This window comes from Saccharopolyspora pogona, assembly GCF_014697215.1.
Classification (GTDB): Bacteria; Actinomycetota; Actinomycetes; order Mycobacteriales; family Pseudonocardiaceae; genus Saccharopolyspora; species Saccharopolyspora hattusasensis.
The window spans coordinates 8,985,039-9,011,705 of sequence record NZ_CP031142.1 but is presented as its reverse complement, the minus strand read 5'-3'; the positions used below and the strand labels follow the sequence as shown (position 1 = coordinate 9,011,705).

Genomic DNA, 26,667 nt, shown 5'->3' with positions numbered 1-26,667 from the left:
GAAGGCCCGAGCAGTGCCTTAAGCCGGACGGTTCTGCTGTTCGATGTACTGCTTCACGACGCTCAGCGGTGCCCTGCCGACGGAGCCTGCGAAGTACGAGCCCGACCAGAGTTTGTTGGCTCGGTAGTAGTGGCGTACGAGGTCGGGAACTCCTGGCGCAGGCGTCGGGAGGACACGCCCTTGAGGGAGTTGACCAGGCGGGCCATGGCGGCCTTGGGCGGGTAGTTGACGAGCAGGTGGACGTGGTTGTTCTCGCCGTTGAACTCGACCAGCTCAGCCTCGAAGTCCCGGCACACGTCCCGCATGATCTGCTCCATCCTCGACAGGTGCCGGTCGCCGAACACCTTGTGCCGGAACTTCGTCACGAAGACCAAGTGAACGTGCATCGCGAAAACACGGTGTCTTCCGGTTCGAATGCCTTCGAATTCAGCCATAAACCAATGGTACAGTGCGCTCGTGCAGCTCCGTTTCAACTACCGCGTGTATCCGACGCCGGGCCAGCAGATCGAGTTGGCTCGGGCGTTCAGGTGCGCGCGGGTGGTGTTCAACGACGGGCTGCGCCCGCGCCGGCAAGCCAGGGACGCGCACGAGAAGTACATCTCCGACAGCGAGTTGTCCCAGCGGTTGATCACCGAAGCCAAGCTGACGCCGGAACGGGCGTGGCTGGGCGAGGTCTCCGCCGTGGTGTTACAGCAGGCCCTGGCGGACCTGAACACCGCGTACCGCAACTTCTTCCACTCGATCACGGGCAAGCGCAAGGGCCGCAAGGTGGCCCCGCCGCGGTTGCGGTCCCGCAAGGACAACCAGCAGGCCATCCGGTTCACCAAAAACTCCCGGTTCAAGGTGCTGGACAACGGACGGCTCAGATTGCCGAAAGTCGGCGACCTGGAGGTGCGCTGGTCACGGCAACTACCCTCGGACCCGTCTTCCGTAGCGATCATCAAGGACGCGGCGGGCCGGTACTTCGCATCGTTCGTCGTACAGACAGGCGAGGACGAAACGTTGCCGCCGGTCGACTCCGAGGTGGGCATCGACCTGGGCCTGACCCACTTCGCGGTGCTGTCGGACGGCACGAAGGTCGCCGCCCCGAAGTTCCTGCGCCGCGCGGCCCGCAAGCTCAAGCGGTTGCAGCAGGACCTCTCGCGCAAGCAGAAGGGCTCGGCCAACCGCAAGAAGGCCGTGACCAAGGTGGCTCGCGCTCACGCACGGGTGGCCGACACCCGGCGGGACTGGCAGCACAAACCGTCCACGACCATCATCCGCGAGAACCAAGCGGTGTACGTCGAGGACCTGTGCGTCGTCGGTCTCGGCCGGACGAGACTGGCGAAGTCGGTGCACGACGCCGGGTGGGCCGGAAAGGCCGCCCGGTATGGGCGGACGTTCGGCCGGGTGGACCGGTACTTCCCGTCCACCCGGATGTGTTCGGCCTGCGGGCGCATCAACGACAAGATGGCCCTCACCGTCCGATCGTGGGACTGCCCGTGCGGCAGTCACCACGACCGGGACGTGAACGCAGCGAAGAACGTGTTGGCCGCCGGGCAGGCGGACAACGGAAACGACCGTGGAGCGCACGTAAGACCGGGACTCGTCCGGGCGGCGCGCAGGGAAGCGGTAACCCACCCGGACGCCGCGCGGTCCACACGCAGCGTGGAAAGAATCTCCGTCCTCTAGGACAGAGAGGATGTCAAACGAACCCGCTGCCCACCAGGCTCGACCGGGTGCTGACCACGCCGAAGCTGAACGTCCGCCCGGACGGCGGCGGCCGCCTGGTGGTCCAGGGCCTGGACCTGGACGCGCACGCCGACCCGGCGAACCCGCCCGCCCCGGACTGCGACCACGTCCGCGAGCTGTGCGCGCGCCTGACGGACCTGCTTGCGGGCACCGAAGGCGTCCGACTGGAGTCGCTTCGCGTCGGCCAGCGCTCGATGCCGGCCGACGGCCTTACGGTCGCCGGATTCCTCGGCGACAGCAGCAAGATCTACGCGATCGCCACCCATAGCGGCATCACCCTCGGCCCGCTGCTGGGCAAGCTCGCGGCCCAGGAACTGCTCACCGGCAACCCGGCGGAAGTCCTGGCCGGCTTCCGCCCGCAGCGGCTGGTCGGCAAGTCCGGCCTGCCGACGCTGAAACCCGCCCGCTTCGCCGGCCAGCAGTGACGGCGCTGCTGGTGGAGCGAACGGACTGTTCGCTCCGATAGGAGCCTGTTGCAAAATTACGCCCACCACGGACCGTGATCGATCGATCACGGCTGAGATGGCCACCGGCGGACAAACGGCGGCGATCGAGACTGATTTGGTACTTCGGTTCAGTCGTTTTCGCCGAAAACGCAACAGGCTCATAGAAGAAGTAAACAGGCCGTTCGCCGCACCAAACCCGCGCGAATCCGCCGTCAGGTCAGGTGGCGGCGGAGGAAGTCGAGGGTTCGGGGCCAGGCGGTGCGGGCCGCATCTTCGTGGTACGTCGCCGGGTTCTGGTCGTTGAAGAACGCGTGCCCCGCCGCGTAGACGTGGATCTGCGGACGGACGCCGGACTGCTGCTGGATCTTGTCGCGCAGTTCGGCGACCGCGTCCATGCTGATGCTGCGGTCGTATTCGCCGAAGTGGCACAGCATCGGCGCCGTCAGGCCGGAGAAGTCCGTGTCCGCCACCGACGGCATGCCGTAGAAGGGCACCACGGCGCCTACCCGGTCGCCCTGCTGCGCGGCGAGCACGATCGCGAACTTGCCGCCCATGCAGAACCCGACGACCCCGACGGCTGGACTCGTCACCGAATCGTGCGCCAGCAGGTAGTCGACCGCACCGGAGAGGTCCCGCGCCGCCTGGTCCACGGGCAGCTCCTTCATCAGCCGCGCGGCTTCAGCGGCGTCGTGCGTGGTGTGCCCGCCGTAGAGATCCGGGGCGAGCGCGACGAACCCCTCGGCCGCCAGCCGGTTCGCGACATCGGCGACGTGGTCCGTGAGCCCCCACCACTCCTGGATCACCACCACACCGGGGCCCGAACCGGACGGCGTCGCCAGGTAACCGTGCGCGGTGCGCCCGTTGCTGACGAAACTGACGTTCTGGTGCGGATTCGTCACGCTGGTACTCCTTCGTCCGGCAGACCCCGACCGGCCCATCCTCGCGCCCGGCCGGGCTGATCGCACACGGTCACACCGCCGGGCGCTCGCGGAGCCGGCCCCGGCGAAGATCGACAAGGTATCGAGGACGACGACCACCTGCCAAGGCCCCAACGCATTATCCCAACCGCGCGAAACCTCTTGGGATGCATCGAACTGGCGTCACACGGCAGCGGCGACGATGCGCCGGGTGTGCTCCCGGAAGGTCGGGACCGCCGGATGCGCAGGATGCGGGTTCCAGGTCAGGTGGACCGTGACGGGTGCGGCGTCGGAGATGGGCAGGTACCGGATGCCGGGGTGCGGGTGGGCGTGCCCGGTGGCCTCGGCCGTCACTCCGGCGGCTTGCCCCGCTGCGATCCCGGCCGATCTGCGGGCCGAGGTCGGGGACACCGGGTTCCACCGGCAGGCGGCGGCTGGTCAGCGACCGGTCAGGAACGGGATCGACGCGCGGCGTCCCCAGGCGACCGCCAGGAACACCACCACCAGGACGAGCGGCATGAGCGCCATGCCCGGATCGTGGAACGCGAACACCTGGGTGATCGTCGCACCGATCATGACACCGGCGAGGCCGAGCGCGGCCGGCCCGGCCAGCCGCGGCACGAGCAGGCCGATGGCACCCAGCAGTTCGAGAGTGCCGGTCAGGTACCGGAACCACTGCCCGAACCCGATCAAGTCGAACATCTGGACCGTCGTCGGGTCGCCGAGGAGCTTCGGGGCCGCGGCGAACACGAAGAACGCCGCGAGCAGGGCCTGGAGCACCCACAGCGCCACGTGCACGCCCCGCCGCTGGGAAACCGCCGCATTCGAACTGGTAGTCATGGCGTTGCGCCCTTTCCACGTCGTTGATGTTGTCGACTACCAGTATCGACAAGGGACGGAGCGAAAACTCATCGGCATCGGCGGAAGGAGTCGCGCCCGGATCAGTCCCTGACCACCTGGTCCAGCACCGCCGTGAACACCTCGCGGTCCACCGATGCCCCGTCCTGCGCGAGCCAGCGCCCGATGTCACGGACGAATTGGGCCGGAGTCATCGGGGAAACCGGATCGCCGTCCTGCTCCACCGTCGTGACGTCACCGGCGCGGCTGGGGTAGATCAGCACCACGCCGCGGATCTCGACACCGGGCAGCAGCTCTTCGAAAGCGGCGATGCCGTCCGGCAAGCTCGTCGTGCCCCCGCGGAACGGATGGCCGTTGCGCCACAACGCGCTCGTCTCGTCGGAGGTGTAGTGGCCGGGCAGCCAGCTCTTGGACTCCACCAGCACCAGCCGCCGCCCGCACAGCACCGCGTGGTGCACGTCCTCGAACACCGAGTCCGGCCACGCCAGCCCGTGGAACACCCGCACGCCCGGCAGCCGGGTCAGGTACTTCGCGCAGAGCTCGGCGGTCAGCTGCTGGGCCCGCTCGTCCTGCCCGTCCGGCAGGCCGAAGATCCGGCGGCCGCCGAACTCCGCGGTGAACGACCGGTCGATCCGGTGCGCCCGGATGTGCCGCCGCAGCAGCAGCACGATCACCACGCCGGACGCCACCAGCAGGGAAAGCCACGCGGCCAGCAGCATCGTGCTGAGCTCGACGGCGAGCCCGGCCAGCAGCAGCAGCGACCAGCCGCCGACCAGCGCCAGCGTCGGCGCGCGGTCCGGGCCGGTGACCGGCAGGTAGCGGACCCGGGTGTCCGGATCGACGGCGTCCCACCACGGGAGGTCGTCCAAGCGCAGCCGCGGCATCTTCGCCACGTAGGCCGGGTCTTCGCCGAAATGCCGCCGCCTGCGCCGTTCCGCCGGCGGCCGCGGGCGGTGAGCCGGTTCGTCCGCGCGGTCGTAGCCGGCACGACGCACCGGGTCGTTGAGCGTCTCGTAGGCCTCCTGCAGCAACCGGAAGGTTCCCGCGGTGCCGCCGACATCGGGGTGCATGCTGCGCGCCAGCGACCGGTAGGCGGACTTGATCTCGGCTGCCGTCGCGTCGCGGTTCACGCCCAGCAGCTCGTAATAGTCGACCCCGCGCACGGTCCTCCCGCCTCCCACCACTGCGCGGCCATGATAGGGCTTGCGCAGGATTCAAGATCAACCGCGTGGGGGCATTCAGTCGGCGACTTCGGCGACTTCTTGTCCTGGGGAGACCTGGACTCCGTCGTTCAGCAGGAACCGGGTCACGGTGCCGCCGGATTCCGACTTCACCGGGTTGTAGGTCTTCACCGCCTCGATCACCGCGATGGTCTGGCCGGGGTCGACGTGGCCGCCTTCGCGCACGTACGGGTCGGCCTCCGGGGCCGGACGCCGGTAGAACACGCCTGATTGCTTGGCCTTGACAGTGGACATACCCGGTACGGTGCGCCCTCCCCCGCCGAGCCGCCAGTCGCCGCCTCGATTCCGCTCAACAATCGCTTGGGTGCCGAGCGAGTTCCTTGCGGAGTCGGCATGACCAGCAGGGACGACCTCGCCGCGGCCTGGGTTGGGGACGAGCCTCCGCCGGCCGCCCCGCCCGAGGAGCGAAAAAACCCGCTGACCTCCCGGTCAGCGGGCTCTTCCACGCGGGCGGCCGAGACGGCTCTCGCCGTCTCTCCCTTTTGACCACCCGGGACAGCCGCGCGGTCTGAGGTGGCGCCTTGGACCGGCACGGCTAGCTCTGCGGTCGAACGCCGAGACGACGGGCCGGGGAGCGGGGATGCTCCGGCGACCCACCCGGCACCGCCAGGTCGTCGTCGGCGGGCGGTCAAACCCACCGATGCCCCGCCAGCCTAACCGATATTCCTCGCCCCGGAGCCTGTTGCAAAATTACGCCCACCACGGACCGTGATCGATCGATCACGGCTGAGATGGCCACTGGCGGACAAGCGGCGGCGATCGAGACTGATTTGGTACTTCGGTTCAGCCGTTTTCGCCGAAAACGCAACAGGCTCCCCGTGGGACGAAACGTGACCCAATGCTCCCGCGCACCACAATCCGCACACCCGGCGCGACCCGGCGAACAAGATCAAGGAATTCGCGATCCGGCTTCCGGAACCGCAGATCGATCCACAAAGGACAGAATCGAATTCCGGCCGGCGACCAAATGATCTTCGGGGCCGGTGTGGCCACCCCGCCCGGTTCGGCCAGAAAGGCATTCGGCCATTCCGGACATGCATCGAAAAACCAGGTCAAACCGGCCGAAATAGATCGCCGGACCTGGTCCCGACCGGGGTGTCATGGAGTTCACACTCGTTTGACACCAAGGTGAGGCTTACCTAGTTTCTTGGTGCCCCGTCGATCGCTGGCAGAGGAAGATGCGAATGCTTTTCAGTAATGCGTTGATCGGACTGCGCGAAGGCCTGGAGGCCGTACTCGTGGTGAGCATTCTGGTCGCATTCCTCGTCCGCACCGAACGCCGCCGCGCGCTGCCGTTGGTCTGGGCCGGGGTCGGCGTGGCGGTGGCGCTGTCGGTTGGGCTGGGCGCGGTGCTCACCTACACCGCGGCGACGTTGAGCTTCGAGGCCCAGGAGGCCTTCGGCGGGATCGCCTCGATCATCGCGGTCGCCTTCGTCACCGGCATGATCTTCTGGATGCGCCGCGCCGGCCGCACCCTGGCGGCCCAACTGCGCGGGCAGCTCGACGAGGCGCTGCAGCTGGGCCCGGTCGCCGTGGCCACCGTGGCCTTCCTGGCGGTCGCACGCGAAGGGCTGGAGACCGCGGTGTTCTTCTTCTCCAGCGTGCAGTCCGCCGGTGGCGGCACCGTTCTGCCGCTGGTCGGGTTCCTGATCGGCATCACGATCTCGATCCTGCTCGGCTGGCTGCTCTACGCCGGGGCGATCAAGGTCAACCTGTCGAAGTTCTTCACCGTCACCGGCGTGCTGCTGGTCTTCGTCGCCGCCGGGGTCTTCGCCTACGGCGTGCACGACCTGCAGGAGGCCTCGCTGCTGCCCGGCCTGCACGCCCTCGCCTTCGACGTCAGCGAATACGTCCCGCCGAACTCCTGGTACGGCGCGCTGCTGAAGGGGATCTTCAACTTCTCCCCGCAGACCACGGTGCTCGAGGCCGTCGTCTGGGGCGGCTACGTCGTGATCGTGCTGGCCCTGTTCCTCCGCCCCCACCGCGGTGCCGCCCGGCCCGTCCAAACCCGCACCGGAGACGCCAAGTGACCACCAACGCCCGCACCCTGCTGCCCGCGCTCGGCGCGATCCTGCTCGCCGCCGGATGCGCCGGGCAACCCGCCGGCGACGCCCCCGGCGCCATCACCGTGGACGCCTCGGACGACGCCTGCACGCTGTCGGCGACCTCCGCCCCGGCCGGCACGATCCGCTTCGACATCACCAACAAGGGCAGCCAGGTAACCGAGTTCTACCTCTACGGCGAGGGCGACCGGATCATCAGCGAGGTCGAGAACATCGGCCCCGGCCTCAACCGCCAACTGGTCGCCGAGGTGCCGCAGGGCGGCAAGTACACGACCGCGTGCAAGCCCGGCATGCGCGGCGACGGCATCCGCGGCGACTTCACCGTGACCGGCACGGCCGCCGCGCAGGGCGGCGCCGCGGCGCAGGCCGTCACCGACTACAAGCGCTACGTGGACGAGCAGGCCGATGAGCTCAAGGCCAGGACCACCCAGTTCATCGCGGCGGTCAAGGCCGGCGATGTGGCGCAGGCCAAGCAGCTGTACGCCCAGGCCCGGATTCCGTGGGAGCGCATCGAGCCGGTCGCGGAGAGCTTCGGCGACCTGGACCCGCGGATGGACGGCCGGGAGGCCGACCTGGAGCCGGGCCAGCAGTTCACCGGTTTCCACCGGCTGGAGAAGGACCTCTGGGTCACCGGTCCGCAGCCGGACACCCCGGCGATCGCCGACCAGCTCCTCGCCGACGTCGACCAGCTCGTGGCGCAGACCCGGACCGTCGAGCTGACCCCGTCGGGAGCCGCCAACGGCGCGAAGGAGCTGCTCGACGAGGTCGCCACCGGCAAGGTCACCGGCGAGGAAGAGATTTTCTCGCACACCGACCTATGGGACTTCAAGGCCAATGTGGACGGCGCGAGGCAGGTGGTCACCGCGCTGCGCCCGGTCCTGACCGAGAAGGACCCGAAACTGGTGGCCACCCTGGACGAGAAGTTCGCCGCGGTGGACGCGCTGCTGGCGCGCTACCAGGTCGGCGACGGGTACCGGCTCTACACCGAGCTGACCCAGGAGCAGGTCAAGGAACTGGCGGCGGCCGTGGACGCGCTGAGCGAGCCGCTGAGCAAGACCGCCGGCGTGGTGGCTCGATGACCGGGGTCTCCCGCCGCCGACTGTTCGGGCTGGCCGGAGCCGGTGTCGCGGTGGCCGGTGTGGGCACCGGGGCGGGATACGTCGTGGGCAGTCACGGCGACGAGGCACCGACGGTGCCGTTCCACGGCCCGCACCAGGCGGGCATCACCACCCCGGCCCAGGACCGCATGCACTTCGTCGCCTTCGACGTGACCACGACCGACCGCGCGGAGCTGGTCGCGCTGCTGGCGGAATGGACCCGGGCCGCGGAGCGGATGACCGCCGGGCTGGAGGCGGTCGAGCACGGCGCGGTCGCCGGGCACGCCGAGGCACCGCCCGGCGACACCGGCGAGGCACTCGACCTGTCCGCGTCCGCGCTGACGCTGACCATCGGTTTCGGCCCGTCGCTGTTCGACGGGCGGTTCGGCCTCGCCGACCGGCGTCCGCCGGCGCTGGTCGACCTGCCGCACTTCCCCGCCGACGCCCTCGACCCGGCGCGCAGCGGCGGAGACCTGTGCGTGCAGGCCTGCGCCAACGATCCGCAGGTGGCGGTGCACGCGGTGCGCAACCTGGCGCGCATCGGATTCGGCAAGGTCGCGGTGCGCTGGTCGCAGCTCGGGTTCGGCCGGACCTCCACGACCTCACGATCGCAGAGCACACCGCGCAACCTCTTCGGCTTCAAGGACGGCACGAACAACCTCAAGGCCGAGGACACCGAGGAGCTGGACCGGCACGTGTGGGCCCAGCCCGGCGACGGCCCGCAGTGGATGTCCGGCGGCACCTTCCTGGTGGCGCGGCGGATCCGGATGCACATCGAAACCTGGGACCGGACGTCGCTGGGCGAACAGGAAACCATCGTCGGCCGGACCAAGGGCAGTGGCGCCCCGCACGGCGGAGCCGAGGAATTCGACCGGGTCGACCTGCAGGCCCGCGGCGCGGACGGCGAGTTGCGGATCGCGGAGGACTCGCACATCCGGCTGGCGGCGCCCGAAACGCACGGCGGGGCGCGGATGTTGCGCCGCGGCTACAACTTCACCGACGGCTCCGACGGCCTCGGACGGCTGGACGCCGGGCTGTTCTTCGTGTGCTTCAACCGAGACCCGCGCACCCAGTTCATCCCGGTACAGCGCCTGCTGTCCAAAAAGGACTCGATGATGGAGTACCTGCAGCACAACGGTTCGGCGATCTTCGCCTGCCCACCGGGAACCCAACCCGGAGGCCACTGGGGCGACTCCCTGTTCGAATCCTGACACCGGACGCCGAGCGCCAGAATAGCGCGACTCGGCCCGTTGGGCCGAAAGCCTCTTGTCCCACCGAGGAACGGGCGGAATGCTGGCGCGAACCGAAGCTGCGGGCCTTTGGGTGCCAGATTCCGGCCATTCACCCGCAGACAGGTTTCGGGGACCACGACAATCGAACCCCTCCGCGGCCTAGCCGGGAGGCCACCCCACCCCCTGGAACGCGGGCTGCGGGAGGCTCGGGAAGAAGGTCGGCCATGCGTAACAGATACGCCAGGACGATCGCGGCACTCAGCGTCTCGGCGGCACTTGCCGGCGGGGGATTCGCCATCGGGACGACCGCGAACGCCGCACCCGCCGCCGACAGCTCGACGGTCGCGACAGCGGCCATGCAAGTCCACCCGGCACGCCACTGCTGGTGGGTGCAGGGGAGCCGGCACCACGTCTGGCACCACGGCTCGTGGAGCTGGGCGTCGACGCCAAGCCGCTGGCACTGCCGCTGATCACCACTTTGCACTGAAGGCCCCCGGAAACCCGGGGGCCTTCGTCAGCACCGGCCGGAAACGGCCGCGGTCACCGAGGTCGATGCCGTCGTCCAACAGGCCGTCCACATAGGCCCGATACATGTCGGCGACTGCGCCCGGCGCCAGGTCGGCCACCGCGCCGCGAACCGCCGGTGGCCAGCAGCGGTAGGCAACGCAGATCGACCCCGGCCACCTCGGCGAGCCCGCCAGCAGCAACCTGCGTCACCGCGTGACGCGTACCCGGTGGGTGCGACGCGGCGGCGCGATGATGAGCGCATGGACGTCACCGAAGTTCTGCTGCCCGGGGTCGGGCTGCGGTACGAGTTCACCACCACCGATGGCCAGCGCATCGGCGTGGTGGCTCGGCGGCGCGGCGACTTCGACTTCGTCGCCTACCCCGGCGATGATCCCGACGATGTCCGGATGCTGTTCCGGCTCAGCGCGGAAGAGGCCGACGCGGTCACCGAGATCCTGGGCGCCCCGCGGATCGCCGAGCGCTTCGCCGATCTGACCCGCGAGGTGCCGGGCCTAAACGCCGGTCAGGTGGAGGTGACCGCGGGCTCGGCGTTCGACGGCCGCACCCTCGGCGAAACACGCGCGCGCACCCGCACCGGCGCGTCGATCGTGGCGATCGTGCGCGGTGAGGACGTCATCGCCTCCCCCGCACCGAGCCAGGGGTTGCTGGCGGGGGACATCCTCGTGGTGATCGGCACGCAGCAGGGCATCACCGGGGTGGAACGCATCCTGGCGGGATGAACTGCCGTGCACACCTCGATCGCCCTCCTGCTGGAACTGGGGATCGTCCTGATCGCGCTCGGTGCGATCGGCGCGGTGACCCGGCGCTTCGGGGTGTCGCCGATCCCGCTGTACCTGCTGGTGGGGCTGGCGGTGGGCGAGGGCGGCATCGCGCCGCTGCCGGCGGCCCGCGACTTCGTGGAGCTCGGCGCGTCGATCGGGGTGGTGCTCCTGCTGCTGACCCTCGGCCTGGAGTTCTCCATCGAGGAGTTCACCGTGACGCTGCGCCAGCACGTCCCGTCCGGGCTGCTGGACATGGTGGTCAACGCCGCGCCGGGCGCGCTGGCGGGCTGGCTGCTCGGGCTGGACGTGACCGGCATCGTGGCGCTGGCCGGGATCACCTGGGTGTCGTCATCGACGATCGTGTCCCGGCTGCTGGACGACCTGCACCGGCTGGGCAACCGGGAAACCCCGGCGGTGCTGTCGATCCTGCTGCTGGAGGACTTCGCGATGGCGGTGTACCTGCCGATCCTGGCGGTGCTGGCCACCGGGGGCACGGCGCTGCACGGCCTGGCGAGCGTCGCGGTCGCGGTGGGTGTCCTGCTGCTGGCGCTGGGCGCGTCGCGGCGCTGGGGGCACCGCGTCGGGCACCTGGTCGAGGACCGCGACACCGAGCAGCTGCTGCTGCGGATCGTCGGGTTGGCGCTGGTGGTGGCCGCGATCGCGGAGCTGGCCGGCACTTCGGCGGCGGTCGGGGCGTTTCTGGTTGGGCTGGCGCTGACCGGCCCGTTGGCCGACCGGGTGCGCTCGGTGGTCGCGCCGCTGCGCGACCTGTTCGCGGCGGCGTTCTTCCTGGCGATCGGCATCTCCGTGGCCCCGCCCTCGCTGCTGCCGGTGCTGCCGGTGGCGATCGCGCTGGCCGCCGTGACGGCACTCACCAAGATCGGCACCGGCTGGTACGCGGCGGCCCGTGCCGGGGCGGGGCGGCGGGGCCGGTTGCGCGCGGGCAGCGTGCTGATCGTCCGCGGCGAGTTCTCGATCATCATCGTCAGCCTGGTGACCGTCCACGACGCCCTCCTCGGCCCCCTGACCACCGGCTACGTCCTGGTCCTGGCGGTGGCTGGCCCGCTGATCACCTGGTGGTTCAGCCCACCGGTCCGCCAATCCCCGTGAGGTTCGTGAGTGTTCGTGCCGGTAAGAACCGGAATTGCCACTCACGAGGAAGTGAAGTTCACGGCGTTGCCGTCGGGGTCGAAAATGTGGGCGACCCGCTGGCCCCACGACATGTCGTTCGGGGCCCTGGACCCGGCCGCCGAGCGCTTCCACCTGGTCGAGCAGCGCCTCGACGTCGCTGACGTCGAAGCTCAGCAGCACGCGCCCGGTCGTGCCCACCTCGACGTCCCGGTCGATCACCAGGCCGAGCTCGGTGTCGTCGATCTGCAAGCCGATGAAGAACGCCGGCTCGCCGTCGGGGATGCGGTACTTCTCGACCGCGCCGAACAGCTTCGTGTAGAAGTTCAGCAACCGGTCCAGGTCGGACGTGATGATGATCGGGTAAACAACTCGGCCCTTAGAGTTCCTAACAAAATAATCACTTCTAGTGCCTGAAGATCCTTAGTGGTCGATCATGGACTTGTGAGGAAGGGTGAGCAGCCGCCGTGGATCGTGCCGGATGAGTTTTGGGAGCGAATTGAGCCGTTGTTGCCGCGTTGGGAGAACGCGCTGCCCAAGCTGGGCCGCAAGCGGCTGCCGGACCGGCTGGTCTTGCAGGGCATCCTGTTCGTGCTGCATACCGGGATCCAGTGGGAGTTCCTGCCCCAGGAGCTGGGGTTTGGATCCGGAATGACCTGCTGGCGACGCCTGGCGGAGTGGAACGAGGCCGGGGTGTGGCAGCGGCTGCACGAGGAGCTTTTGGCCGAGCTGAACGCGGCCGGGAAGCTGGACTGGTCTCGGGCGGTGATCGACAGCTCGCATGTGCGGGCGGCGCGACGCGGCCCAAAAGCGGCCCGAGCCCGGTCGACCGTGCCCGGCCGGGCTCCAAGCACCACGTGATCACCGAGGGCGGCGGCATTCCGACGGCATTCAGCCTGACCGGCGGCAACGTCAATGACGTCACCCAACTCCTCCCACTGGTCGAAAAGATCCCGCCCGTGCGAGGAAAGCGCGGGCGCCCCCGCCGCCGACCCGACGCCCTCTACGCCGACCGCGCCTACGACTCCGAAAAACACCGGAACGAGTTGCGCGACAAGGGAATCGACCCGCAGATCGCCGAACGCGGAACCGGGCACGGCTCCGGACTCGGCACGATCAGGTGGGTCATCGAACGAACAATAGCGTGGTACCACGGCATGCGACGCCTGCGTATCCGCTGGGAACGCCGCGACGACATCCACGAAGCCTTCCTCGGACTGGCCACCTGCATCATCTGCTACCGACACATCAAGATCCTTTGTTAGGAACCCTTAAGGACCGAGCTTTTAAGCGGCTCGGTCCGTAGGGGCTTTGCTTGCGCTCCCGTCTCGCCGCTGGCTGTGATGAGACGGGTCGCATACACACCTAGCCGGTGGGATCGGGCATGTTTACAAATACCCACGCCGAGCGTGCGCGGCCGCGCACGTTGACCCCGGCGACGACGTCAGCGGGTCCAGCGAGACCACACCGACGACAAGAGAAAAAGTCCCGATTGGGCCTGTTGGCCCGCTCGGTGTGACCGCACAGCGGGCAGTGCTGCGAGGTGTAGTGCGCGTCCACCTCGATCACGGGAACGCCTACACGCTGGGCTTTGTAGGCGATGTAGTCCCCGAGCTGGGCGAACGGCCAGGACGATTGCGTGGCGGCCACCGCTTCGTCCAGGTCCGCCGCCCGGATCGCGAGGAGTTCGGCCGGGTCACCGGGTCGCAGGCCCACCGGCGGCAGGTCCAGAACCACCCTGGCCTGGTCCGAAACCAGCAGCACATCGGCCTACTGCCGCGTCCATGGTGTTCTTCTCCGACATCGGGATGGACACGGTCTCCACAGCGGGCGAGGAGGTCCGCGATTCGCGCCGCACGCTGCCGCTGGCGATCTTCTGGTGCATCGCGATCGTCACGACGGTCTACCGCCTCCATGGGCGGCTGACCCAAGGGACGGGAGGATCGAACGGCCGACGATCATGCGCCAACCCGAGCGGACCGAGGTCGGACACGACGCCGAAAAGGACGTGCGCGCCTACGAAGCCGCACTGGTCGAAGCCGAGGTCGCCGGACGCCACGCACGACCGGACGAGGAACCGGATCACCTCCGCGAACTGCGGATGCGAGTGATCCGGGCGGCCGAAGCGCTGCCGAGCATCTGCTGGCCTCGGGCAAATGCGCCCACTGCAACGACGAACGTGAAGTCGAGGCCGTTCAAGCCCACTACAGCGGAAGCAATTCCCCTGAGTTCGTCAGCGGCCAGCGCCTCTGCCCGCAGTGCCGGGGCGCAGGTCTCACCCTCACCCTCCCGACCTCGCCGCAGAGCATTCCTCACTGGCAGCGAACACGTGGTCGCCCACGGAAGTAGGGGCCTGAAACGTGATCCATGCCATTTGGATCCCACGTCCTTGCCCATAGCCTGCAGCTGCTGGCGCCTGTGCGGATGGCGGTCACATCCATCTGGCTCACAGGCGCCAGCCCTGGACCAACTGGGCTTGTCCCTTGCCCTCTGGCTCGAGGTGAAATCGTGAGGGGTGTTCGTGAATCCGGCTGCTGCGGGCGTCCGGTAGTTCGGCGGGGTGGCCAAACCGAGCGGGATCTCCTGCGGCGGCCAACCATGGACAGGTGGCAACGGAAGCGAGCGTGCGGGTGCGCATCGATCCCGAGCTGTGGTTCTTCACCGCTCCACGGCATCGGGTGGCGCGCCTCGACCTGCCCTACGACGGCACCGCGACGGTCGGGCACATCACCGAGTCGCTGGGCGTTCCACTGACCGAGGTGGGCCGCTTCCTGGTCGACGGCTCGCCTGCAACACCCTCTCTGCAACCGCATCCCGGTGCGGCGATCGACATCCGGCCCGTCGACCGGCCGCAGTCGTCGCCACCGCGGTTCGTGCTGGACGTGCACCTCGGGAAGTTGGCCCGGCGGCTGCGGCTGCTGGGCATCGACACCGCCTATCGCAACGATGCCACCGACGACGAGCTGATCCAGCAGGCCGAACGGGAGCGGCGGGTGCTGCTGACCCAGGACCGCGGCATCCTGCGCCGCCGGGTACTGCGGGCGGGGGCCTACGTGCGGGGTGCAGACCCAGCGCGGCAGATGGTCGACGTCATCGGCCGGTTCGCGCCTCCCCTCGAGCCGTGGACCCGCTGCACGGCCTGCAACGGCGTCCTGCGCCCGGTGTCCAAAGAGGACGTCCAAGCGGAAATCGAGCCGGGAACTCGCCGCCACTACGACGACTACGCGCGCTGCGAGGACTGCGCGCAGGTGTACTGGCGAGGCGCGCACTCCCGGCGGATCGACGCGATCATCCGGTCCGCCCGCGCCGCGCACCCCGGCGGTTGAGGCGATGACCCTGCTCCGCGACGACCTGACGCTGCTGCTCGCCTGGGAGATCGGCACGCCGTGGAAGGCCGCGTGCGCCGATGTGGACCGCTGCCTGGACGGCGTCCGCTGGTACCTCGACACCGCGGAGCAGATGCTCGCGCAGGACGTCGAAGGCGCGCCCTGCAAGCGGCAGGTGCTGTGCAGCTCCTCGCGGGCAACGCGGTCATCCGCAACTTCCATTGAAATCGAAGCTCTGATTTCCATTGAAGTTGCGGACCCCCAGCACCCGGGACCGGCGCCGAGACGAGGTGAAGGGCACCTCTCGCCGAGCAAGTCGGCAAGAGGTGCCGTTCACCTCTCGGCCGAACGGGGTGCGGTCAGCGTTCGAAGCGACCAGCCTTGACCGCCCGCAGGAAGACCGCGACGTCGATTCCTCGGTGGTCAACGGTCTGATCTCCGAGACCGCGCCGACGAACGTGGTCTTGCCGACGCCGAATCCGCCCGCGATCACCAGCTTCCTGGTCTCGGGCAGCACCGGCTCCTCACAGGGCGCGCAGACCATGCAGGACCACCTCCAGGAATTCACGGTCAGGTGCCTCGGCACGGTCGACGGGGCCGGCGGCGCGGACGGTCAACGCGGCGTGCGTGAGCAGATCCGAGACCAGGACCTTCACGATCTGCACGGGCAGGCGCATGTGCGCGGCGACCTCGGCCACCGACCGTGGACGCTGGCACAGCTCCAGCGCGCGGGCATGGTCGGCCTGGATGTCGCTGGGCAGGACGCGGCCGGTGGCCAGCACGGTGGAATCGACCCGCAGCCCCGGGGAGGTGGCCGCGCGGCCCCGTGTCACCACGAACGGGCGCACGAGCAGCTCGGATTCAAAGTCGTCGTCGAATGCCCCGCCTGGCATGTCAGTTCACCGAGGTGCGTGCCTGGGTCGCCCAGTACGACGCGACGGATTTGCCGAGATTGGCCATCGCCTGCGCCAGCACTGGCTTGGTGCAGCGGTCGTCGGCCACCGCTACCAGCAGCGCGCCCTGTGCGGGCTGAGTGAGCATCGTGAACGTGCCCGGAGCATCGGAGGTAGGGGCGGTTTCGAAGAGGAAGTAGTCCAGCGCGGCGCCCGCCACGCCGGGCACGGCCTGGGCCGGGACACTGACCGCTGCGGCCCGGATCGGGCTGGCCGACGCGGCCATGCGTTCGGCGGCCTCTTGGGAGACGCCGGCGTAGTGCCGGGCGATCCCGTCGGTCGAGGCGTGCACGACCGCGATCACCCCCGGCGTCTGGTTCAGCAGACCGGTCAGCTTGAACGTCAAAGGTCGCGATTCGGTGTGGTCGTCATGGCTGCTCCTGCGCGGGAAACGAAGACGGAAGTGGTGCGGGCGTTGTGGCCGGGGACTGGCCGCCGAGCAGGTCCGCGATTTCGCCGATCTCGGCCGGATCAAACGCGGTACCCGCCCCACCAGAGGAGGCCGGAGGCGGCGTGGGCCGGGGCACGGTCGGCACCGCGCCGAGCACACGTCCCGGCTGCCGCCGTGGCAACGGCCGCCGCCCGTCCGGGCCCGGCGACGGCGGTGCGGGCGGCGGAGGATGCGCTGGGGAGACGGCCGGGGCTGGGGGTGCGGCACGCCGCGTTCGCTGCGGCAGCGCCGTTTCGGCCGCGAGGTCACCGGCGATCCGGTGCGGCAGCCAGTGCTGGGGGCCTCGTCCCCGCCGTCGCTGGCGTGGCGCGGGGCCGGGGTGGCGCGGACGGGGGTGTCAGTGTCGGTGACCAGCCACCGGCGGGGGACCACGACGGTCGCGTCCGTGCCGCCGAGCAAGTTGGGCTCCAGCCGCACCGTGAATCCGCGCCGGCCCGCGATGGTCGACACCGCCGCCAGGCCATAGCGCCCATCGGCGAGCGCTTCCCGGAGGTCAACCCGGTCCGTCAGCACGGCGTTGTGCCGGGCGAAGTCCTCGGCGGCCGGCGCCAGACCAGCATCACGAATCCGGATCATCAAACCGGCCGGGACCATCGCGGCGCGGACCAGAACCGGCTCACCGTCCGGGTCGGAGGCGCCCGTGGCATTGTCGAGGAGCTCCGCCAGCATATGTCGCAGATCGCCGTGCGCTTCCCGGGCGATCCGCACCTCGGCGATCCGGTCCTGCTGGACCTGGCCGTACAGCGGGATCTCGGCGATCGCTGCCATCACGAGCAGGCGGGAACGGCGCTCCGGTGAGTTCGGCGCGCTGTGCCCAGACGACGTCCCGGGTCGCGGCCCGCGCCCGCGCGACCGCGCCCAGCTGCGCGGTGTCAAGTTGGTCGAGCAGTCGCCAGCATGTCGAGTCCGACGCGACTGCCCCGAACAGCACGGCCTGATCGGCCAGCACCGCGACATCGGAGATCGTGGTCGCGCCGTCGGCGACCGCGACCGCCATGTCGACCAGGATCCGTCCCGGATCATGGCGGGCACGAGGCCTGCGCAGCCCGCCCAGCTCCTCGGCGAACTGCGCGGTCAGCGTGGCCCGATCGGCGACGTCGGCGAGCAGCCGCGACCCAGCATGTCACACCACGCCCTCGCCATCAGCGGTTGCGGTGACTCTCGGTCTGGTCGTTGTAGTCTGCACCTCGAAAGTGCCTCCCCATCAGATGATCCTGCACCCTCAGCAAGCACAGTTTCCCCTGGTAGCGAGGCACTTTCGTCTATCCAGACCCCGACACGCCGGACCACTCATGAGGAGCCGGGGCTCACCCGCACTCCGTTCCGGAAGAGTCACCAAAGTCTACTCCTGCCGCGAATGGCACCCTTTCAGATAGTCCAGAAATGATGCCTGCAATCCGGTAACGTGTGTCTCGCGCAACAGTGCGCTAGAAACATCTAGCGATCGCCCTTTGTCCTGTAGACGGTCGACGACAGTAAGCACATTTTGCGCCAATCTGCGATATATCGAGATAGTTCCGAGCAGTTCGGCTTCATTCAGCGTGAGGTGCAGTCGCGAAGCGATCGAGTCTGTGCGGCGCCCTGGCAAGGCGTCGATCAGATTGAATATCTGGCTATCCGTTGCTATGACGCCGGGACTGCCTGCACCAAAGGTGGAGAACGGAGCCGCATCGCGCAGCCATGCATAGAGAGCGAAGAGTCCTCCGTAGGAGTAGCCGAAGAGCCCATGTCCGGATTCGCTGACACGTAGCCGCGACTGCAGGTGAGGGTGAAGCTCGTTGGTCAGGAAATCGAGAAAGATGTCCGCGCGGGTGTCTGCGAGCTCAACGAGGTAGGCGTCCATCTGCTCCTGAGACATCGCACCCGTGTCGCGAGCTGCCGCAAGTGTGGACACCATAATCTCGCTGACGGATTCTCCTGGTGGCACGAGGTCGCGATTACGAATCCTCTCCCAGTCCGCAGCCTCTTCGCCCGCGTAGCCGACACTGATCTGGATGTAAGGGGCGACCTTCAGATACGGGTCTGCCTGAGTCACAATGAGGGGCGCGGTGAGACCTACGGAGAAGTTGCCGTCCAACACATAGATAAGAGGCAAGGGGTCTGCAGTGTCCGCATATCCGGGGGGCGTGGTCACCCAGACGCCGTAGCGGCGTCCGGACAACGCCGTGAGCTCGAAGTAGTCTGTGTCGGTGAGGCAACCGTGCAGCATGCTGCTCATCTAGTGTCCTTTCGTGACGGCAATGCCATATTCGGATCGGCGAGCACGACGGCGCCTTGGAGTGGGTCTCGCCGCTGTCCGACCACGCCAGCCTCCATTTCCGATGCAGATAATTCCGGCGGTCTCTTCGACACCGATGATTTCGACGTTGACGTTGGTGGCTGACACGAGAACTTGCATCGGCGACTCCAGTGGCTCGGCGTGCACCACACTCTACTGACTTGACACTTCGGACTCCGGTCGAGCCTCGTAGGTTCCGTGCCGGCGAAACTCCCCGTCGCGACAACCCTTATGATCACCGCACCCAGTGCTGAGTTCGGGTTCGTGCCCCGGTGCGGATTCATCTGGAGTTGCTGCTCGACTGTCGTGCAGCCTCGCCGCTTACACCTGTCCAGTCCAGTTGCCTCACCCAATGTAATCGAACCACCTTTAGCCCATCACGGTTCCCGAGCTATTCGAGTTGACAGGGCGCTGCCGCGAAAATGCTCCGAGGTCGATCGTGGCGCCGGTGTACGGTGCGGTGAATCGGAGAGGCGTGGTGTCGTGGTCGGCGCCGTTCTCGACCTGGTCGATGATCGTTCTCATGAACTGTCCAATAACAGGCGCGTTTTTGAACTGGTTTCCGCTGGTGCCGATCGCGACGTAGTAGCCGGGAAGCTCGGTCCGGTCATAGATCGGGGTCCAGTCGTCGGCGACGTCGTAGACCCCGACGACGCCCCGAGCCCGGTTCGGCACCCCGAGATCGGGGAGGCGCCGGGCGGCGCGGGTCACCTGGGCCTGGAACACCGCCATCGTCGGCGTGGGGCCAGCATCGTCGGGCGAGTCCAACCAGCCGAATGGGTCGCATTCCGGTTCGGTGCCCCCGACGAGCATCCCGTCACCGGTCTCCCCCCGGACATAGATCCCGAGATCCATGTCGGCGAGGCAGATACCGGCACCGCCGGCCGCGTTGTAGCCGCCAGGTGCCGCAACGTGTGCGACCTCCTGACGCATCGGTTGGGTTCTCACTGTGAAGTCGGACCCTACCCCTGCGAGCTCGTTGATCTTCGCGGACCAGGGCCCCGCCGCGTTGACCACGATGGTGCAGGAGATCCGAGTGCCGTCGTCGAGCCGAACCGCCGACGGCCGGTCATGCTGACGCTCGATGGCGGTCACGGCTCGGCGCAGGAGAAATTCAGCGCCGTGGCGCCGAGCCGCGGTAGCGAGGTTCTGCGCGGCGAGCTGTGGATCGGACACGTACCCGGCATCGGGCGTAAACACTGCACCGAGTTGCGCCTGGGCCTCGTCCCAGAACCGTTCGTCGTCGATCCTCCTGGGCGGCCAGTAGCGACCGTTGTCGATGCCGGGAACCCGCTTCGCCAGGGTGGCGGCATCCCACTCCTCGTAGGGGATCCCGGCTTCGTCGAAGAGCGGAATGTAGGTGCTCCGCGGAACGACATCGACATCGAGGACCGCGAGGCCGGTGCGGACGTAGCGTGCCATCCCCGCGGGATCGTCACCTCCGAGGTGATCACCCCACCTGTCCCACGCGGATTTCGCCTCCCATGCGGCGGACACCCCTGCCCACGTCGAAAAGTTGAAGCGGACCACTGCGCTGGACGCGCTGGTGGATCCGTGCCCCACGCCGCCCGCCTTGTCGACGACGACGACGCTGTACCCTCCGCGGGCCAGGTCCAGAGCGATCGAGGAGCCGACGACGCCGGCTCCGATGATGACGACCTCCGACTTCATAAGCCCACCTTCTTCTCAAGCGTTGTGATGTTGTCGCGGCGGGCTCTGACGGCCACTGCAGACGATCCAGGACGGGTGTCTGGATCAGTGTCCGTCGTGATCGGCGCAAAAACATCGGCAGGCTGACGAACGTCGTGCTGGCATCACGCGACATCCGTCGCGGCCGCAGACGCCTTAGCCTCGCAGCAGTGCCGTGGTCCGGTATGGGATCAGGTTTCGTACGAGGAGCGCCGTGCGGGTCCAGCGGATTTCCGAACAGCCGAGAACGTCCTGGCTCACGAGGTACAGGTCGTCGGCGTCGACGGCGACCACCTGACGGGTCGGCTTCCCGGAGCAGAGCAACATCCGCTCCGCGCCCGACGGCCGGGTCGCACAGGCGCACTTCCTCGCCGCCGACCAGGTCGCACTGGCAGTTGTTCGGCGACGAGCAGTTCGCCAACATGCTGCTGGTGGGTGCGGTCTTCCAGGCCGGTGGCATTGCGCTGCCGGCCTCGGTCGTCGAGCAGGCGATCCGGCTGAACGGAGCCCGGGTCGACAGCAACCTCGCCGCGTTCCGCGACGGCCGCGGGATCCTCGCCCGGCCAGACGGGACCGAGGCCGTCCGTGAGAACGGGCCCGCCGACCTCGACGGGCTGGTCGTGCATCGCGCCGCCGAGCCCACCGCATACCAGGACGAGCGCTACGCGAGCGAGTTCAGTGCCTTCGTCGAGCAGGTCCGCAGCCGTGAGGCCGCCGCGTCCCCGACAGCACCGTGCTGTCCGAAGCCGTCGCCCGGCACCCGTTCAAGCGCATGGCCTACAAGGACGGGTACGAGGTCGCCCGGCACGAAGCGCTCGGCGCGGCCTTCCTTGCCGTGGCCTGAAAGAACCTTCACAGACACACGTGATTGTCGGCGGCCCGGCCTGCTGTCGTCCGCGGGCTCGGTACGGTACGAATACGGCCGGGCGCTCGGTCACGCCCACGATGCGGTGCGCCGTACCGGTTGAGTCTTCGTCGCCCGGTGATCGCCCGGCGCCGGAGAAGTGCCCAGAGGAGTTCGCATGCCCGACGAGGACCTGCAATTGCTCGTCGACGACCTGGCCGGACGGCTCGGGCGTTCGGTAGCAATCGATGATCCCGCGATCCGGCTCCTCGCCGCCAGCCGGCACTTCGGAGACGAGGACCCGATGCGGATCACCTCCGTCCTGAACCGCGCGGTCCCCGACGAGGTGACCCGCCCGCTCCTGGCCCTCGGCATCGGCGCGTGGACCACACCGGGCAGGGCAGAGCTCGACGTGCCGGGGTTCGGGAGGCGACTCTGTGCCCCCGTACGGTGCAACAGTCTGCTGCTCGGCTTCCTTTGGCTCATCGACGACGATGTGAACCCGCTGACCGAGGCCGAGATCGAGATGGCGGACGAGACCGCGTCGCGCGCGGGCGTGGTGCTCTACAAACGTCTGTTGCTGCGCGAACGGACGAACGTCCGACGCGAGACGATTCTCCGCGACCTTGTCACTTCGGACGACGAGCTCAGGAGGCAGGCCGTCGATGATCTGCGTGCCGAGCAGCTGTTCGTCGAGCAGGCGACGCGCTACCAGGTCGTCGCAGCGCAGCGAGGTCCCGCGGGCACGGCCGCGAGGTCGGACGATGTGGCTGTCGAGGCGGCGGTGGAGGAGGGGCTGCTGACTTGCCCGACGGCACCGGACTGATGGTGGCGAACCGCTCCCGGGCCTGGTTGCTGCTCGCCGTCACGGAGGACTCGGCTCCGCGGCAGATCGACTCCCTCACGCGGACCATGATCTCCCGGTTCCGACAGCTGAGCGGGCGCGACACCCGATTCGTCCTCGGTGTCAGCGACGCCGTCGATGAACTTAGCCAGATCGTCCGTGCCCATCGGCAGGCCTTCGTCGCTGCGCGCGCGGCGCTGCTGGTGCCCTCCCTGGGGGAGGTGGCCAGATGGGGACGCCTGGGTGCCTACGACATCCTCCTGCGCCTCCCGGGCGACGAGATGGTGCGTGCCGCCCGGGTACCGGCGTTGGAGGCTCTCGAAGCCGCGGACAGCCAGCAGGTCCTCGTCACGACCCTCACCGCGTTCTTCGACAACGCCTGCGACATCCGGCGCACCGCGAGTCGGCTGTGCATCCATCGGGCGACGCTGTACCACCGGCTCAGACGCATCGAGAAGATCACCGACCACCATTTCGACAATGGTGACGACCGGCTGACCCTGCACCTGGGACTGAAGCTGCGGGCGCTCGCGGCCGCCTACGAGTCGCCGGTCGGCAGCGAGCCGCTCTGACCGACCGGGTCCGACGTGGCGGGCCCCGGCGGATGTCAGCGCAGGTCCTTCACGATCTTCCCGTTCTGGACGACGAGGACGACCGCATCGGGATCCTCGAACAACGCGGGCTCTTCCAGCGGGTTCCCGGAGAAGGCCACCAGGTCGGCGCGCTTCCCCGGTTCGATCGTTCCGACCTCGTCGGCGATCCCGAGGATCTCGGCGTTCACCCTCGTCGCCGCTTCGAGTGCCAGCTGAGGGCTCTCGATCTGGGCTCGGATGAGGAGCTCGAGTCCGCGCCGGTCCTGATTCGGACCGATCAGATCTGTGCCGAGCCCCACCCGGACACCCGCGCGGCGCGCCATCTCGACGGCGTTCACCATTCCCTGATACACGCCGTCGAGCCGCTCTCTCATGGAGTCCGGCAGGCCTGCGTCAGTGGTGCTTGCCGTCAGCTGGCGCACGACGGACAGGGTGGGGACGAGCGCGACGTCGTGCTCTGCGAGCAGGGCGGCCGTCTCGGTGTCGATCAGGGTTCCGTGTTCGATGCACCGGACGCCCGCGGCGACCGCGTTGCGGATGCCCGCGTTGTTGTGGGCGTGCACCGTCACGTAGGTGCCGCGTGCGTCGGCCTCGGCGACAGCCGCGGCGATCTCCTCGACCGTGAACTGGGTGTCACTCAGCTTGTCGTGGCGTGAGACGACGCCACCCGTCACACACATCTTGAGGAAGCTCGCCCCTCGGCCGAATGCCTCACGGGCGTTCTTGCGGACCTCGTCGGGGCCGTCACCGGGGAGCGAGACGAACCGCAGCCCGAGAATGTCGTGCTGGTGCCACAGCGAGGTCGGTTCCCATTCCGCCCCCTGGTATCCGTGACCCGCGGTCTGGCAGAGCACCGGTCCGCAGTGGATGATGTGCGGGCCCGGGATCTTGCCGCTCGCCACCACTCCCGCCAGCCCCGAGTCGATCCCCCCGGTGTCGCGGACCGTGGTGAATCCGGCGTGGAGCGTCCGACGACAGTTGTCGAACATGTCGGCAGCCAGCTCCGCCACCGATATCCGGTACGCGAGCGCATCGTCGATGTGGCTGGAGAGACCGAGATGGACGTGTGCGTCGATCAGCCCCGGAACGATCGTGAGGCCGCCACAGTCGACGACGTCAGAGCGCGAAGCGGGTTCGGCCGGCTGTTCGACGATCCGGCCGTCCTTCACATCGACGGCCAGACCCTCGACGGGCCCGTTCCCGGTTCCGTCGACGACGGTCGCTCCTGCGAGTCGCATGATTGAAAGTGCCTTTCGCTGTCACCGCGGCGGTGGCGGTCGAACGGTCGCAGCTCCGCACTGTGACCGATGGACCATCGATTCCTGTCGAGTGGTTCGAGTCAGTACATTGGCGACCCTCACCATCGACGGCTGCTGCGGGAGCGTGCGTCAGGGCGTTCGCGGTACGCCCTGATCGAGCAGCCGGGAGCCCTGCCCGAGGTGAAGGACGAGGTGCAGTTCGAGCGCTCTTTCACCGTCGCGCCAGTGCGGGCCGAGCAACGAGTCGATCGTGGTCAGGCGCTGGTAGAGGGTGTTGACGTGGATGCCGAGCGCATTGGCCGCCGCACGGGGGCGGCGTCCTGCGGACAGGAACTGCTCCAGCGTGGCGAGGAGGGGCACACCCTTGCGCTCCTGCTCGCGCTTGAGCTGGTCTTTGACCTCAGCCAGGTTCGCCCGCATCCGTTTCGAGATGGTCTTACGCTTCACCCAGAACCGCCCGGTCCTCGTTTTACCGCAGATGTGCGTGAATCCAAGGAAATCGAACGTCTCGGGCTTCCCGACACCCCGCGCCGCTCGGGCTCGGGCGGCGTGCCGACCGAACTCGATCAACCGGGTTTTGTCGGGGTGCAGCTCCAAACCAAACTTCGCGAACCGCTCGCGAAGACCAGCAAGGAAACGCTGCGCGTCCTCCTGATACTCGAATCCCGCGACGAAGTCGTCCGCGAAACGCACAATGATCATGTCACCGCGCGCATAGCGGCTCCTCCACCACTGGGCCCACAAGTCGAAGACGTAATGGAGGTAGACGTTCGCGAGCAGCGGCGATGCCGATGCCCCTTGCGGTGCTCCCTCCGAGGTCTCCGACAGTTCCCCGTTCTCGATGACCCCTGCGCTCAACCACTTGCCGATCAGACGCAGGACCCGCTGATCCGCAATCCGGTGCTCCAAGAACTTCACCAGCCAATGATGATCAAGATTGGTGAAGAACTCGCGGATATCCGCGTCGAGCACCCAGTTCACCTTCTTCCGCGAAATCCCGACCGAGAGCGCGTCCAACGCGTAATGCGGGCCGCGTCCTGGCCGGAACCCATAAGAAAAACCCAGGAAGTCCACCTCGTAGACGGCGCCCAGCACCTCGACAACGGCCCGTTGGAGGATCTTGTCCTCCAACGTGGCGATGCCCAACGGCCGTTGCCGCCCATCCGCCTTCGGGATGTATACGCGCCGCGACGGACTCGCCCGGTAAGCGCCGCTGTGAACCCGCACGAGCAGGTCCCGGAGGTTGGCCTCCAACTCCTGCCCATAGTCCTCCCACCTCACACCGTCCACTCCCGGCGCGGCCTGTGGGCGAATCGCCCAGAGGCCGCCCGAAGACGATTCAGGTCGACGTGGTGCAGCAGCGCGGTGAACCGCGCTTCCTTGTCCCTTCGAGCTACTTCACGCACACGATCCAGCCCGTGTGGCACGCCTGGCCCGGCCCTGTGTCCGGGACGTGTCAGCCTGGCCGTGTTCCCCTTGGCCAGCCCCCTTTCCTCCACCACCTCCGCGACCGAAGTCTTGTTCGGCGGCTTCGCAGGGGCCGTCGGGTTCAAGGCGACCTGAGTTATCTTTTCCACAGCCTGCTCGTACACGGTCACGTCGTCGTACTCGTGCAGGAACAACCCGGACCGCCTGTTCTCCAAAGCCACCACAGGATCAAGTTTCTCTTGCTTGATCAGCAGAAATCCACCCTCCAGAGACGGGTTCCAGCCGCTCCTGTAGGGCACGATCCGCAAGTCGATGTTCGGCCTCTCGCTCATGTCGCTCAGGTGTCGGAGTTGCTCGATCATCGTGTCGCGATCGCCGACCACTTGCCGCAGTGCGCCTTCGCCCACCAATGCACGCAGGCGAGCCGGTTCGTTGCGGAGGATGACGTCCTTTCGGCCAATCCTGATCGCCGCTCGCGTCGCGATCTCGCCGGACGGAACGCCACCGCCGGACATGATCGCCCGAACGTAGCTGCCTGTCTGCAACAATCCTGGGATCAGCAGCGGAGCTACCTCGATGATCTCCGAGGCATTCTGTTCGTAATCGACCAGGGCAGACAGCTGTTGCTTCTGGTCCGGCAACCGCGTAGCCACCCACTGCGGAGCGTCGGTGTCGTAGGCAAGGCCGACGATCTCCTCGTATCGCTCCCCGACCACGCCGAGTGCCGTGAGAATCTGGGCGACTTGCTCAGGTTTCGGAGTTCGCTCACCTGTTTCCCAACGCGAGAGGACTCCCGGGTCACGTCCGAGCGTCGAAGCGAACTCACGCAGCTTCAGACCTCGATCCTCGCGAGCCTGCCGGAGCGCACCCCCGAGCCCCGCCCTTTTGGAGTTCTAGCCATGTCTCGACTCCATGTGGTCGTCGCCGTGCAATGCGCACCGCGTCCAAGCCTTCCACCGAACATCACTCGTTGCGATCACGGTAACACCTTGTGTAGTTA

Annotated in this window: 28 protein-coding genes and 5 pseudogenes; 13 read left to right on the top strand and 20 right to left on the bottom strand. The window is 68.0% G+C overall.

The features are described 5' to 3' along the window. Positions 1 to 18: 18 nt before the first annotated feature. A pseudogene (gene tnpA / locus DL519_RS42550) lies at positions 19 to 434 on the bottom strand (IS200/IS605 family transposase). A 22-nt stretch (positions 435 to 456) separates the two neighbouring features. On the opposite strand from tnpA, the gene DL519_RS42545 reads away from it, so the two are divergent. Continuing rightward, entirely contained in the window at positions 457 to 1,671 is a 1,215-nt protein-coding gene (locus DL519_RS42545) for an RNA-guided endonuclease InsQ/TnpB family protein (RefSeq protein WP_190823422.1), read from the top strand. Here DL519_RS42545 and DL519_RS47935 read toward each other — a convergent pair. The 6 genes from DL519_RS47935 to DL519_RS42515 all read right to left on the bottom strand — a co-directional run bounded on the left by DL519_RS47935 (position 1,668) and on the right by DL519_RS42515 (position 5,427). After that, positions 1,668 to 2,210: a hypothetical protein gene (locus tag DL519_RS47935; RefSeq protein ID WP_223840120.1), complete on the bottom strand. Its 543-nt coding sequence runs from the start codon at positions 2,208 to 2,210 to the stop codon at positions 1,668 to 1,670. The two genes, DL519_RS42545 and DL519_RS47935, sit on opposite strands and share 4 nt — an antisense overlap. Positions 2,211 to 2,389: 179 nt before the next feature. After that, positions 2,390 to 3,076, bottom strand: coding sequence for a dienelactone hydrolase family protein (locus DL519_RS42535; RefSeq protein ID WP_223840119.1), 687 nt, complete (start codon positions 3,074 to 3,076; stop codon positions 2,390 to 2,392). Positions 3,077 to 3,277: 201 nt separating this feature from the next. Beyond that, complete coding sequence (locus DL519_RS42530) at positions 3,278 to 3,505, bottom strand: hypothetical protein (protein WP_190823421.1); 228 nt, start codon at positions 3,503 to 3,505, stop codon at positions 3,278 to 3,280. A gap of 27 nt (positions 3,506 to 3,532) precedes the next feature. Continuing rightward, the gene (locus DL519_RS42525) at positions 3,533 to 3,934 is read right to left on the bottom strand and encodes a DoxX family protein (RefSeq protein ID WP_190823420.1); all 402 of its coding nucleotides are present in this window, start codon (positions 3,932 to 3,934) and stop codon (positions 3,533 to 3,535) included. Between the two features lie 101 nt (positions 3,935 to 4,035). Further along, positions 4,036 to 5,115, bottom strand: a complete 1,080-nt coding sequence (locus DL519_RS42520) for a J domain-containing protein (protein WP_190823419.1) — start codon at positions 5,113 to 5,115, stop codon at positions 4,036 to 4,038. A 75-nt stretch (positions 5,116 to 5,190) separates the two neighbouring features. Beyond that, positions 5,191 to 5,427: a biotin/lipoyl-containing protein gene (locus DL519_RS42515; RefSeq protein WP_190823418.1), complete on the bottom strand. Its 237-nt coding sequence runs from the start codon at positions 5,425 to 5,427 to the stop codon at positions 5,191 to 5,193. A 950-nt stretch (positions 5,428 to 6,377) separates the two neighbouring features. Here DL519_RS42515 and efeU point away from each other — a divergent pair. From efeU to DL519_RS42495, 4 genes are all read left to right on the top strand, one after another. Next, positions 6,378 to 7,223, top strand: a complete 846-nt coding sequence (gene efeU, locus DL519_RS42510; RefSeq protein WP_190823417.1) for an iron uptake transporter permease EfeU — start codon at positions 6,378 to 6,380, stop codon at positions 7,221 to 7,223. Further along, positions 7,220 to 8,335 carry an iron uptake system protein EfeO gene (gene efeO, locus DL519_RS42505; protein ID WP_190823416.1) on the top strand — a complete coding sequence of 372 codons (1,116 nt, stop codon included), beginning with the start codon at positions 7,220 to 7,222 and terminating at the stop codon, positions 8,333 to 8,335. The genes efeU and efeO overlap by 4 nt, the downstream gene beginning before the upstream one ends. Next, the gene (gene efeB, locus DL519_RS42500; protein ID WP_190823415.1) at positions 8,332 to 9,564 is read left to right on the top strand and encodes an iron uptake transporter deferrochelatase/peroxidase subunit; all 1,233 of its coding nucleotides are present in this window, start codon (positions 8,332 to 8,334) and stop codon (positions 9,562 to 9,564) included. The genes efeO and efeB overlap by 4 nt, the downstream gene beginning before the upstream one ends. A gap of 245 nt (positions 9,565 to 9,809) precedes the next feature. Continuing rightward, positions 9,810 to 10,055, top strand: coding sequence for a hypothetical protein (locus tag DL519_RS42495; protein ID WP_190823414.1), 246 nt, complete (start codon positions 9,810 to 9,812; stop codon positions 10,053 to 10,055). Here DL519_RS42495 and DL519_RS42490 read toward each other — a convergent pair whose 3' ends face one another. Next, positions 10,056 to 10,211 (bottom strand): hypothetical protein, encoded by a 156-nt coding sequence (locus DL519_RS42490; RefSeq protein WP_190823413.1) that lies wholly within the window; start codon positions 10,209 to 10,211, stop codon positions 10,056 to 10,058. It lies immediately after the preceding gene. 141 nt (positions 10,212 to 10,352) lie between these two features. On the opposite strand from DL519_RS42490, the gene DL519_RS42485 reads away from it, so the two are divergent. Both DL519_RS42485 and DL519_RS42480 read left to right on the top strand, forming a co-directional pair. Beyond that, a complete protein-coding gene (locus tag DL519_RS42485; protein WP_190823412.1) occupies positions 10,353 to 10,832 on the top strand; it encodes a cation:proton antiporter regulatory subunit in 480 nt (159 codons plus the stop codon). 6 nt (positions 10,833 to 10,838) lie between these two features. Further along, positions 10,839 to 11,984 carry a cation:proton antiporter gene (locus DL519_RS42480; protein WP_190823411.1) on the top strand — a complete coding sequence of 382 codons (1,146 nt, stop codon included), beginning with the start codon at positions 10,839 to 10,841 and terminating at the stop codon, positions 11,982 to 11,984. A 165-nt stretch (positions 11,985 to 12,149) separates the two neighbouring features. Here the strand turns inward: DL519_RS42480 and DL519_RS50620 are convergent. Then, positions 12,150 to 12,335: pseudogene (locus DL519_RS50620) on the bottom strand (hypothetical protein); the annotation flags it as partial. A gap of 93 nt (positions 12,336 to 12,428) precedes the next feature. Here DL519_RS50620 and DL519_RS42470 point away from each other — a divergent pair. Further along, positions 12,429 to 13,267 (top strand): annotated as a pseudogene (locus DL519_RS42470) (IS5 family transposase). Positions 13,268 to 13,367: 100 nt separating this feature from the next. Here DL519_RS42470 and DL519_RS42465 read toward each other — a convergent pair. After that, entirely contained in the window at positions 13,368 to 13,766 is a 399-nt protein-coding gene (locus DL519_RS42465; RefSeq protein ID WP_223840118.1) for a zinc ribbon domain-containing protein, read from the bottom strand. Between the two features lie 842 nt (positions 13,767 to 14,608). Between DL519_RS42465 and DL519_RS42460 the strand changes: the two genes are divergently transcribed. Then, entirely contained in the window at positions 14,609 to 15,328 is a 720-nt protein-coding gene (locus tag DL519_RS42460) for a Mut7-C RNAse domain-containing protein (RefSeq protein WP_190823403.1), read from the top strand. Positions 15,329 to 15,332: 4 nt separating this feature from the next. Further along, positions 15,333 to 15,713 carry a hypothetical protein gene (locus DL519_RS42455; RefSeq protein ID WP_190823401.1) on the top strand — a complete coding sequence of 127 codons (381 nt, stop codon included), beginning with the start codon at positions 15,333 to 15,335 and terminating at the stop codon, positions 15,711 to 15,713. Between the two features lie 139 nt (positions 15,714 to 15,852). Here the strand turns inward: DL519_RS42455 and DL519_RS42450 are convergent, their stop codons facing one another. The 6 genes and pseudogenes from DL519_RS42450 to DL519_RS42430 form a co-directional block, all read right to left on the bottom strand. After that, entirely contained in the window at positions 15,853 to 16,221 is a 369-nt protein-coding gene (locus DL519_RS42450) for a DUF742 domain-containing protein (protein WP_190823399.1), read from the bottom strand. A 1-nt stretch (position 16,222) separates the two neighbouring features. Then, on the bottom strand, positions 16,223 to 17,500 hold the full coding sequence (locus tag DL519_RS47925; protein WP_223840117.1) for a hypothetical protein: 1,278 nt from the start codon (positions 17,498 to 17,500) through the stop codon (positions 16,223 to 16,225). A 1-nt stretch (position 17,501) separates the two neighbouring features. Further along, positions 17,502 to 17,918, bottom strand: a pseudogene (locus tag DL519_RS50785) (transposase); the annotation flags it as partial. A 156-nt stretch (positions 17,919 to 18,074) separates the two neighbouring features. Then, positions 18,075 to 18,950 carry an alpha/beta hydrolase gene (locus DL519_RS42440; protein WP_190823397.1) on the bottom strand — a complete coding sequence of 292 codons (876 nt, stop codon included), beginning with the start codon at positions 18,948 to 18,950 and terminating at the stop codon, positions 18,075 to 18,077. A gap of 429 nt (positions 18,951 to 19,379) precedes the next feature. Further along, entirely contained in the window at positions 19,380 to 20,681 is a 1,302-nt protein-coding gene (locus DL519_RS42435) for an NAD(P)/FAD-dependent oxidoreductase (RefSeq protein ID WP_190823395.1), read from the bottom strand. A 174-nt stretch (positions 20,682 to 20,855) separates the two neighbouring features. Continuing rightward, the gene (locus tag DL519_RS42430; RefSeq protein WP_190823392.1) at positions 20,856 to 21,026 is read right to left on the bottom strand and encodes a hypothetical protein; all 171 of its coding nucleotides are present in this window, start codon (positions 21,024 to 21,026) and stop codon (positions 20,856 to 20,858) included. A 68-nt stretch (positions 21,027 to 21,094) separates the two neighbouring features. Here DL519_RS42430 and DL519_RS50780 point away from each other — a divergent pair, with 68 nt between their 5' ends. From DL519_RS50780 to DL519_RS47910, 3 genes are read left to right on the top strand one after another with little or no spacing between them, the layout of a single operon-like run. Then, the gene (locus DL519_RS50780; protein ID WP_190823391.1) at positions 21,095 to 21,667 is read left to right on the top strand and encodes a hypothetical protein; all 573 of its coding nucleotides are present in this window, start codon (positions 21,095 to 21,097) and stop codon (positions 21,665 to 21,667) included. 54 nt (positions 21,668 to 21,721) lie between these two features. Beyond that, the gene (locus DL519_RS47915; RefSeq protein WP_223840116.1) at positions 21,722 to 22,369 is read left to right on the top strand and encodes a hypothetical protein; all 648 of its coding nucleotides are present in this window, start codon (positions 21,722 to 21,724) and stop codon (positions 22,367 to 22,369) included. Continuing rightward, the gene (locus DL519_RS47910) at positions 22,348 to 22,959 is read left to right on the top strand and encodes a PucR family transcriptional regulator (protein ID WP_223840115.1); all 612 of its coding nucleotides are present in this window, start codon (positions 22,348 to 22,350) and stop codon (positions 22,957 to 22,959) included. Before DL519_RS47915 ends, DL519_RS47910 begins: the two co-directional genes overlap by 22 nt. A 35-nt stretch (positions 22,960 to 22,994) precedes the next feature. Here DL519_RS47910 and DL519_RS42415 read toward each other — a convergent pair whose 3' ends face one another. The 4 genes and pseudogenes from DL519_RS42415 to DL519_RS50615 form a co-directional block, all read right to left on the bottom strand. Beyond that, positions 22,995 to 24,218 carry a metal-dependent hydrolase family protein gene (locus DL519_RS42415; RefSeq protein WP_190823389.1) on the bottom strand — a complete coding sequence of 408 codons (1,224 nt, stop codon included), beginning with the start codon at positions 24,216 to 24,218 and terminating at the stop codon, positions 22,995 to 22,997. A gap of 150 nt (positions 24,219 to 24,368) precedes the next feature. Next, entirely contained in the window at positions 24,369 to 25,520 is a 1,152-nt protein-coding gene (ltrA, locus tag DL519_RS42410; protein ID WP_397545027.1) for a group II intron reverse transcriptase/maturase, read from the bottom strand. Further along, positions 25,517 to 26,383, bottom strand: coding sequence for a DUF5753 domain-containing protein (locus DL519_RS42405; protein WP_397545026.1), 867 nt, complete (start codon positions 26,381 to 26,383; stop codon positions 25,517 to 25,519). The genes ltrA and DL519_RS42405 overlap by 4 nt, the downstream gene beginning before the upstream one ends. Positions 26,384 to 26,428: 45 nt before the next feature. After that, positions 26,429 to 26,497, bottom strand: a pseudogene (locus tag DL519_RS50615) (hypothetical protein); the annotation flags it as partial. Positions 26,498 to 26,667: the final 170 nt, after the last annotated feature.

Coding starts and splice junctions, on each gene's coding strand:
- DL519_RS42525 (WP_190823420.1), bottom strand. CDS start 3,934: ATGACTACCAGTTCGAATGCGGCGGTTTCCCAGCGGCGGGGCGTGCAC.
- DL519_RS42515 (WP_190823418.1), bottom strand. CDS start 5,427: ATGTCCACTGTCAAGGCCAAGCAATCAGGCGTGTTCTACCGGCGTCCG.
- efeU (WP_190823417.1), top strand. CDS start 6,378: ATGCTTTTCAGTAATGCGTTGATCGGACTGCGCGAAGGCCTGGAGGCC.
- efeB (WP_190823415.1), top strand. CDS start 8,332: ATGACCGGGGTCTCCCGCCGCCGACTGTTCGGGCTGGCCGGAGCCGGT.
- DL519_RS42495 (WP_190823414.1), top strand. CDS start 9,810: ATGCGTAACAGATACGCCAGGACGATCGCGGCACTCAGCGTCTCGGCG.
- DL519_RS42485 (WP_190823412.1), top strand. CDS start 10,353: ATGGACGTCACCGAAGTTCTGCTGCCCGGGGTCGGGCTGCGGTACGAG.
- DL519_RS42455 (WP_190823401.1), top strand. CDS start 15,333: ATGACCCTGCTCCGCGACGACCTGACGCTGCTGCTCGCCTGGGAGATC.
- DL519_RS42450 (WP_190823399.1), bottom strand. CDS start 16,221: ATGCCAGGCGGGGCATTCGACGACGACTTTGAATCCGAGCTGCTCGTG.
- DL519_RS47925 (WP_223840117.1), bottom strand. CDS start 17,500: ATGGCAGCGATCGCCGAGATCCCGCTGTACGGCCAGGTCCAGCAGGAC.
- DL519_RS42440 (WP_190823397.1), bottom strand. CDS start 18,950: ATGAGCAGCATGCTGCACGGTTGCCTCACCGACACAGACTACTTCGAG.
- DL519_RS42435 (WP_190823395.1), bottom strand. CDS start 20,681: ATGAAGTCGGAGGTCGTCATCATCGGAGCCGGCGTCGTCGGCTCCTCG.
- DL519_RS42430 (WP_190823392.1), bottom strand. CDS start 21,026: ATGTTGCTCTGCTCCGGGAAGCCGACCCGTCAGGTGGTCGCCGTCGAC.
- DL519_RS47915 (WP_223840116.1), top strand. CDS start 21,722: ATGCCCGACGAGGACCTGCAATTGCTCGTCGACGACCTGGCCGGACGG.
- DL519_RS42415 (WP_190823389.1), bottom strand. CDS start 24,218: ATGCGACTCGCAGGAGCGACCGTCGTCGACGGAACCGGGAACGGGCCC.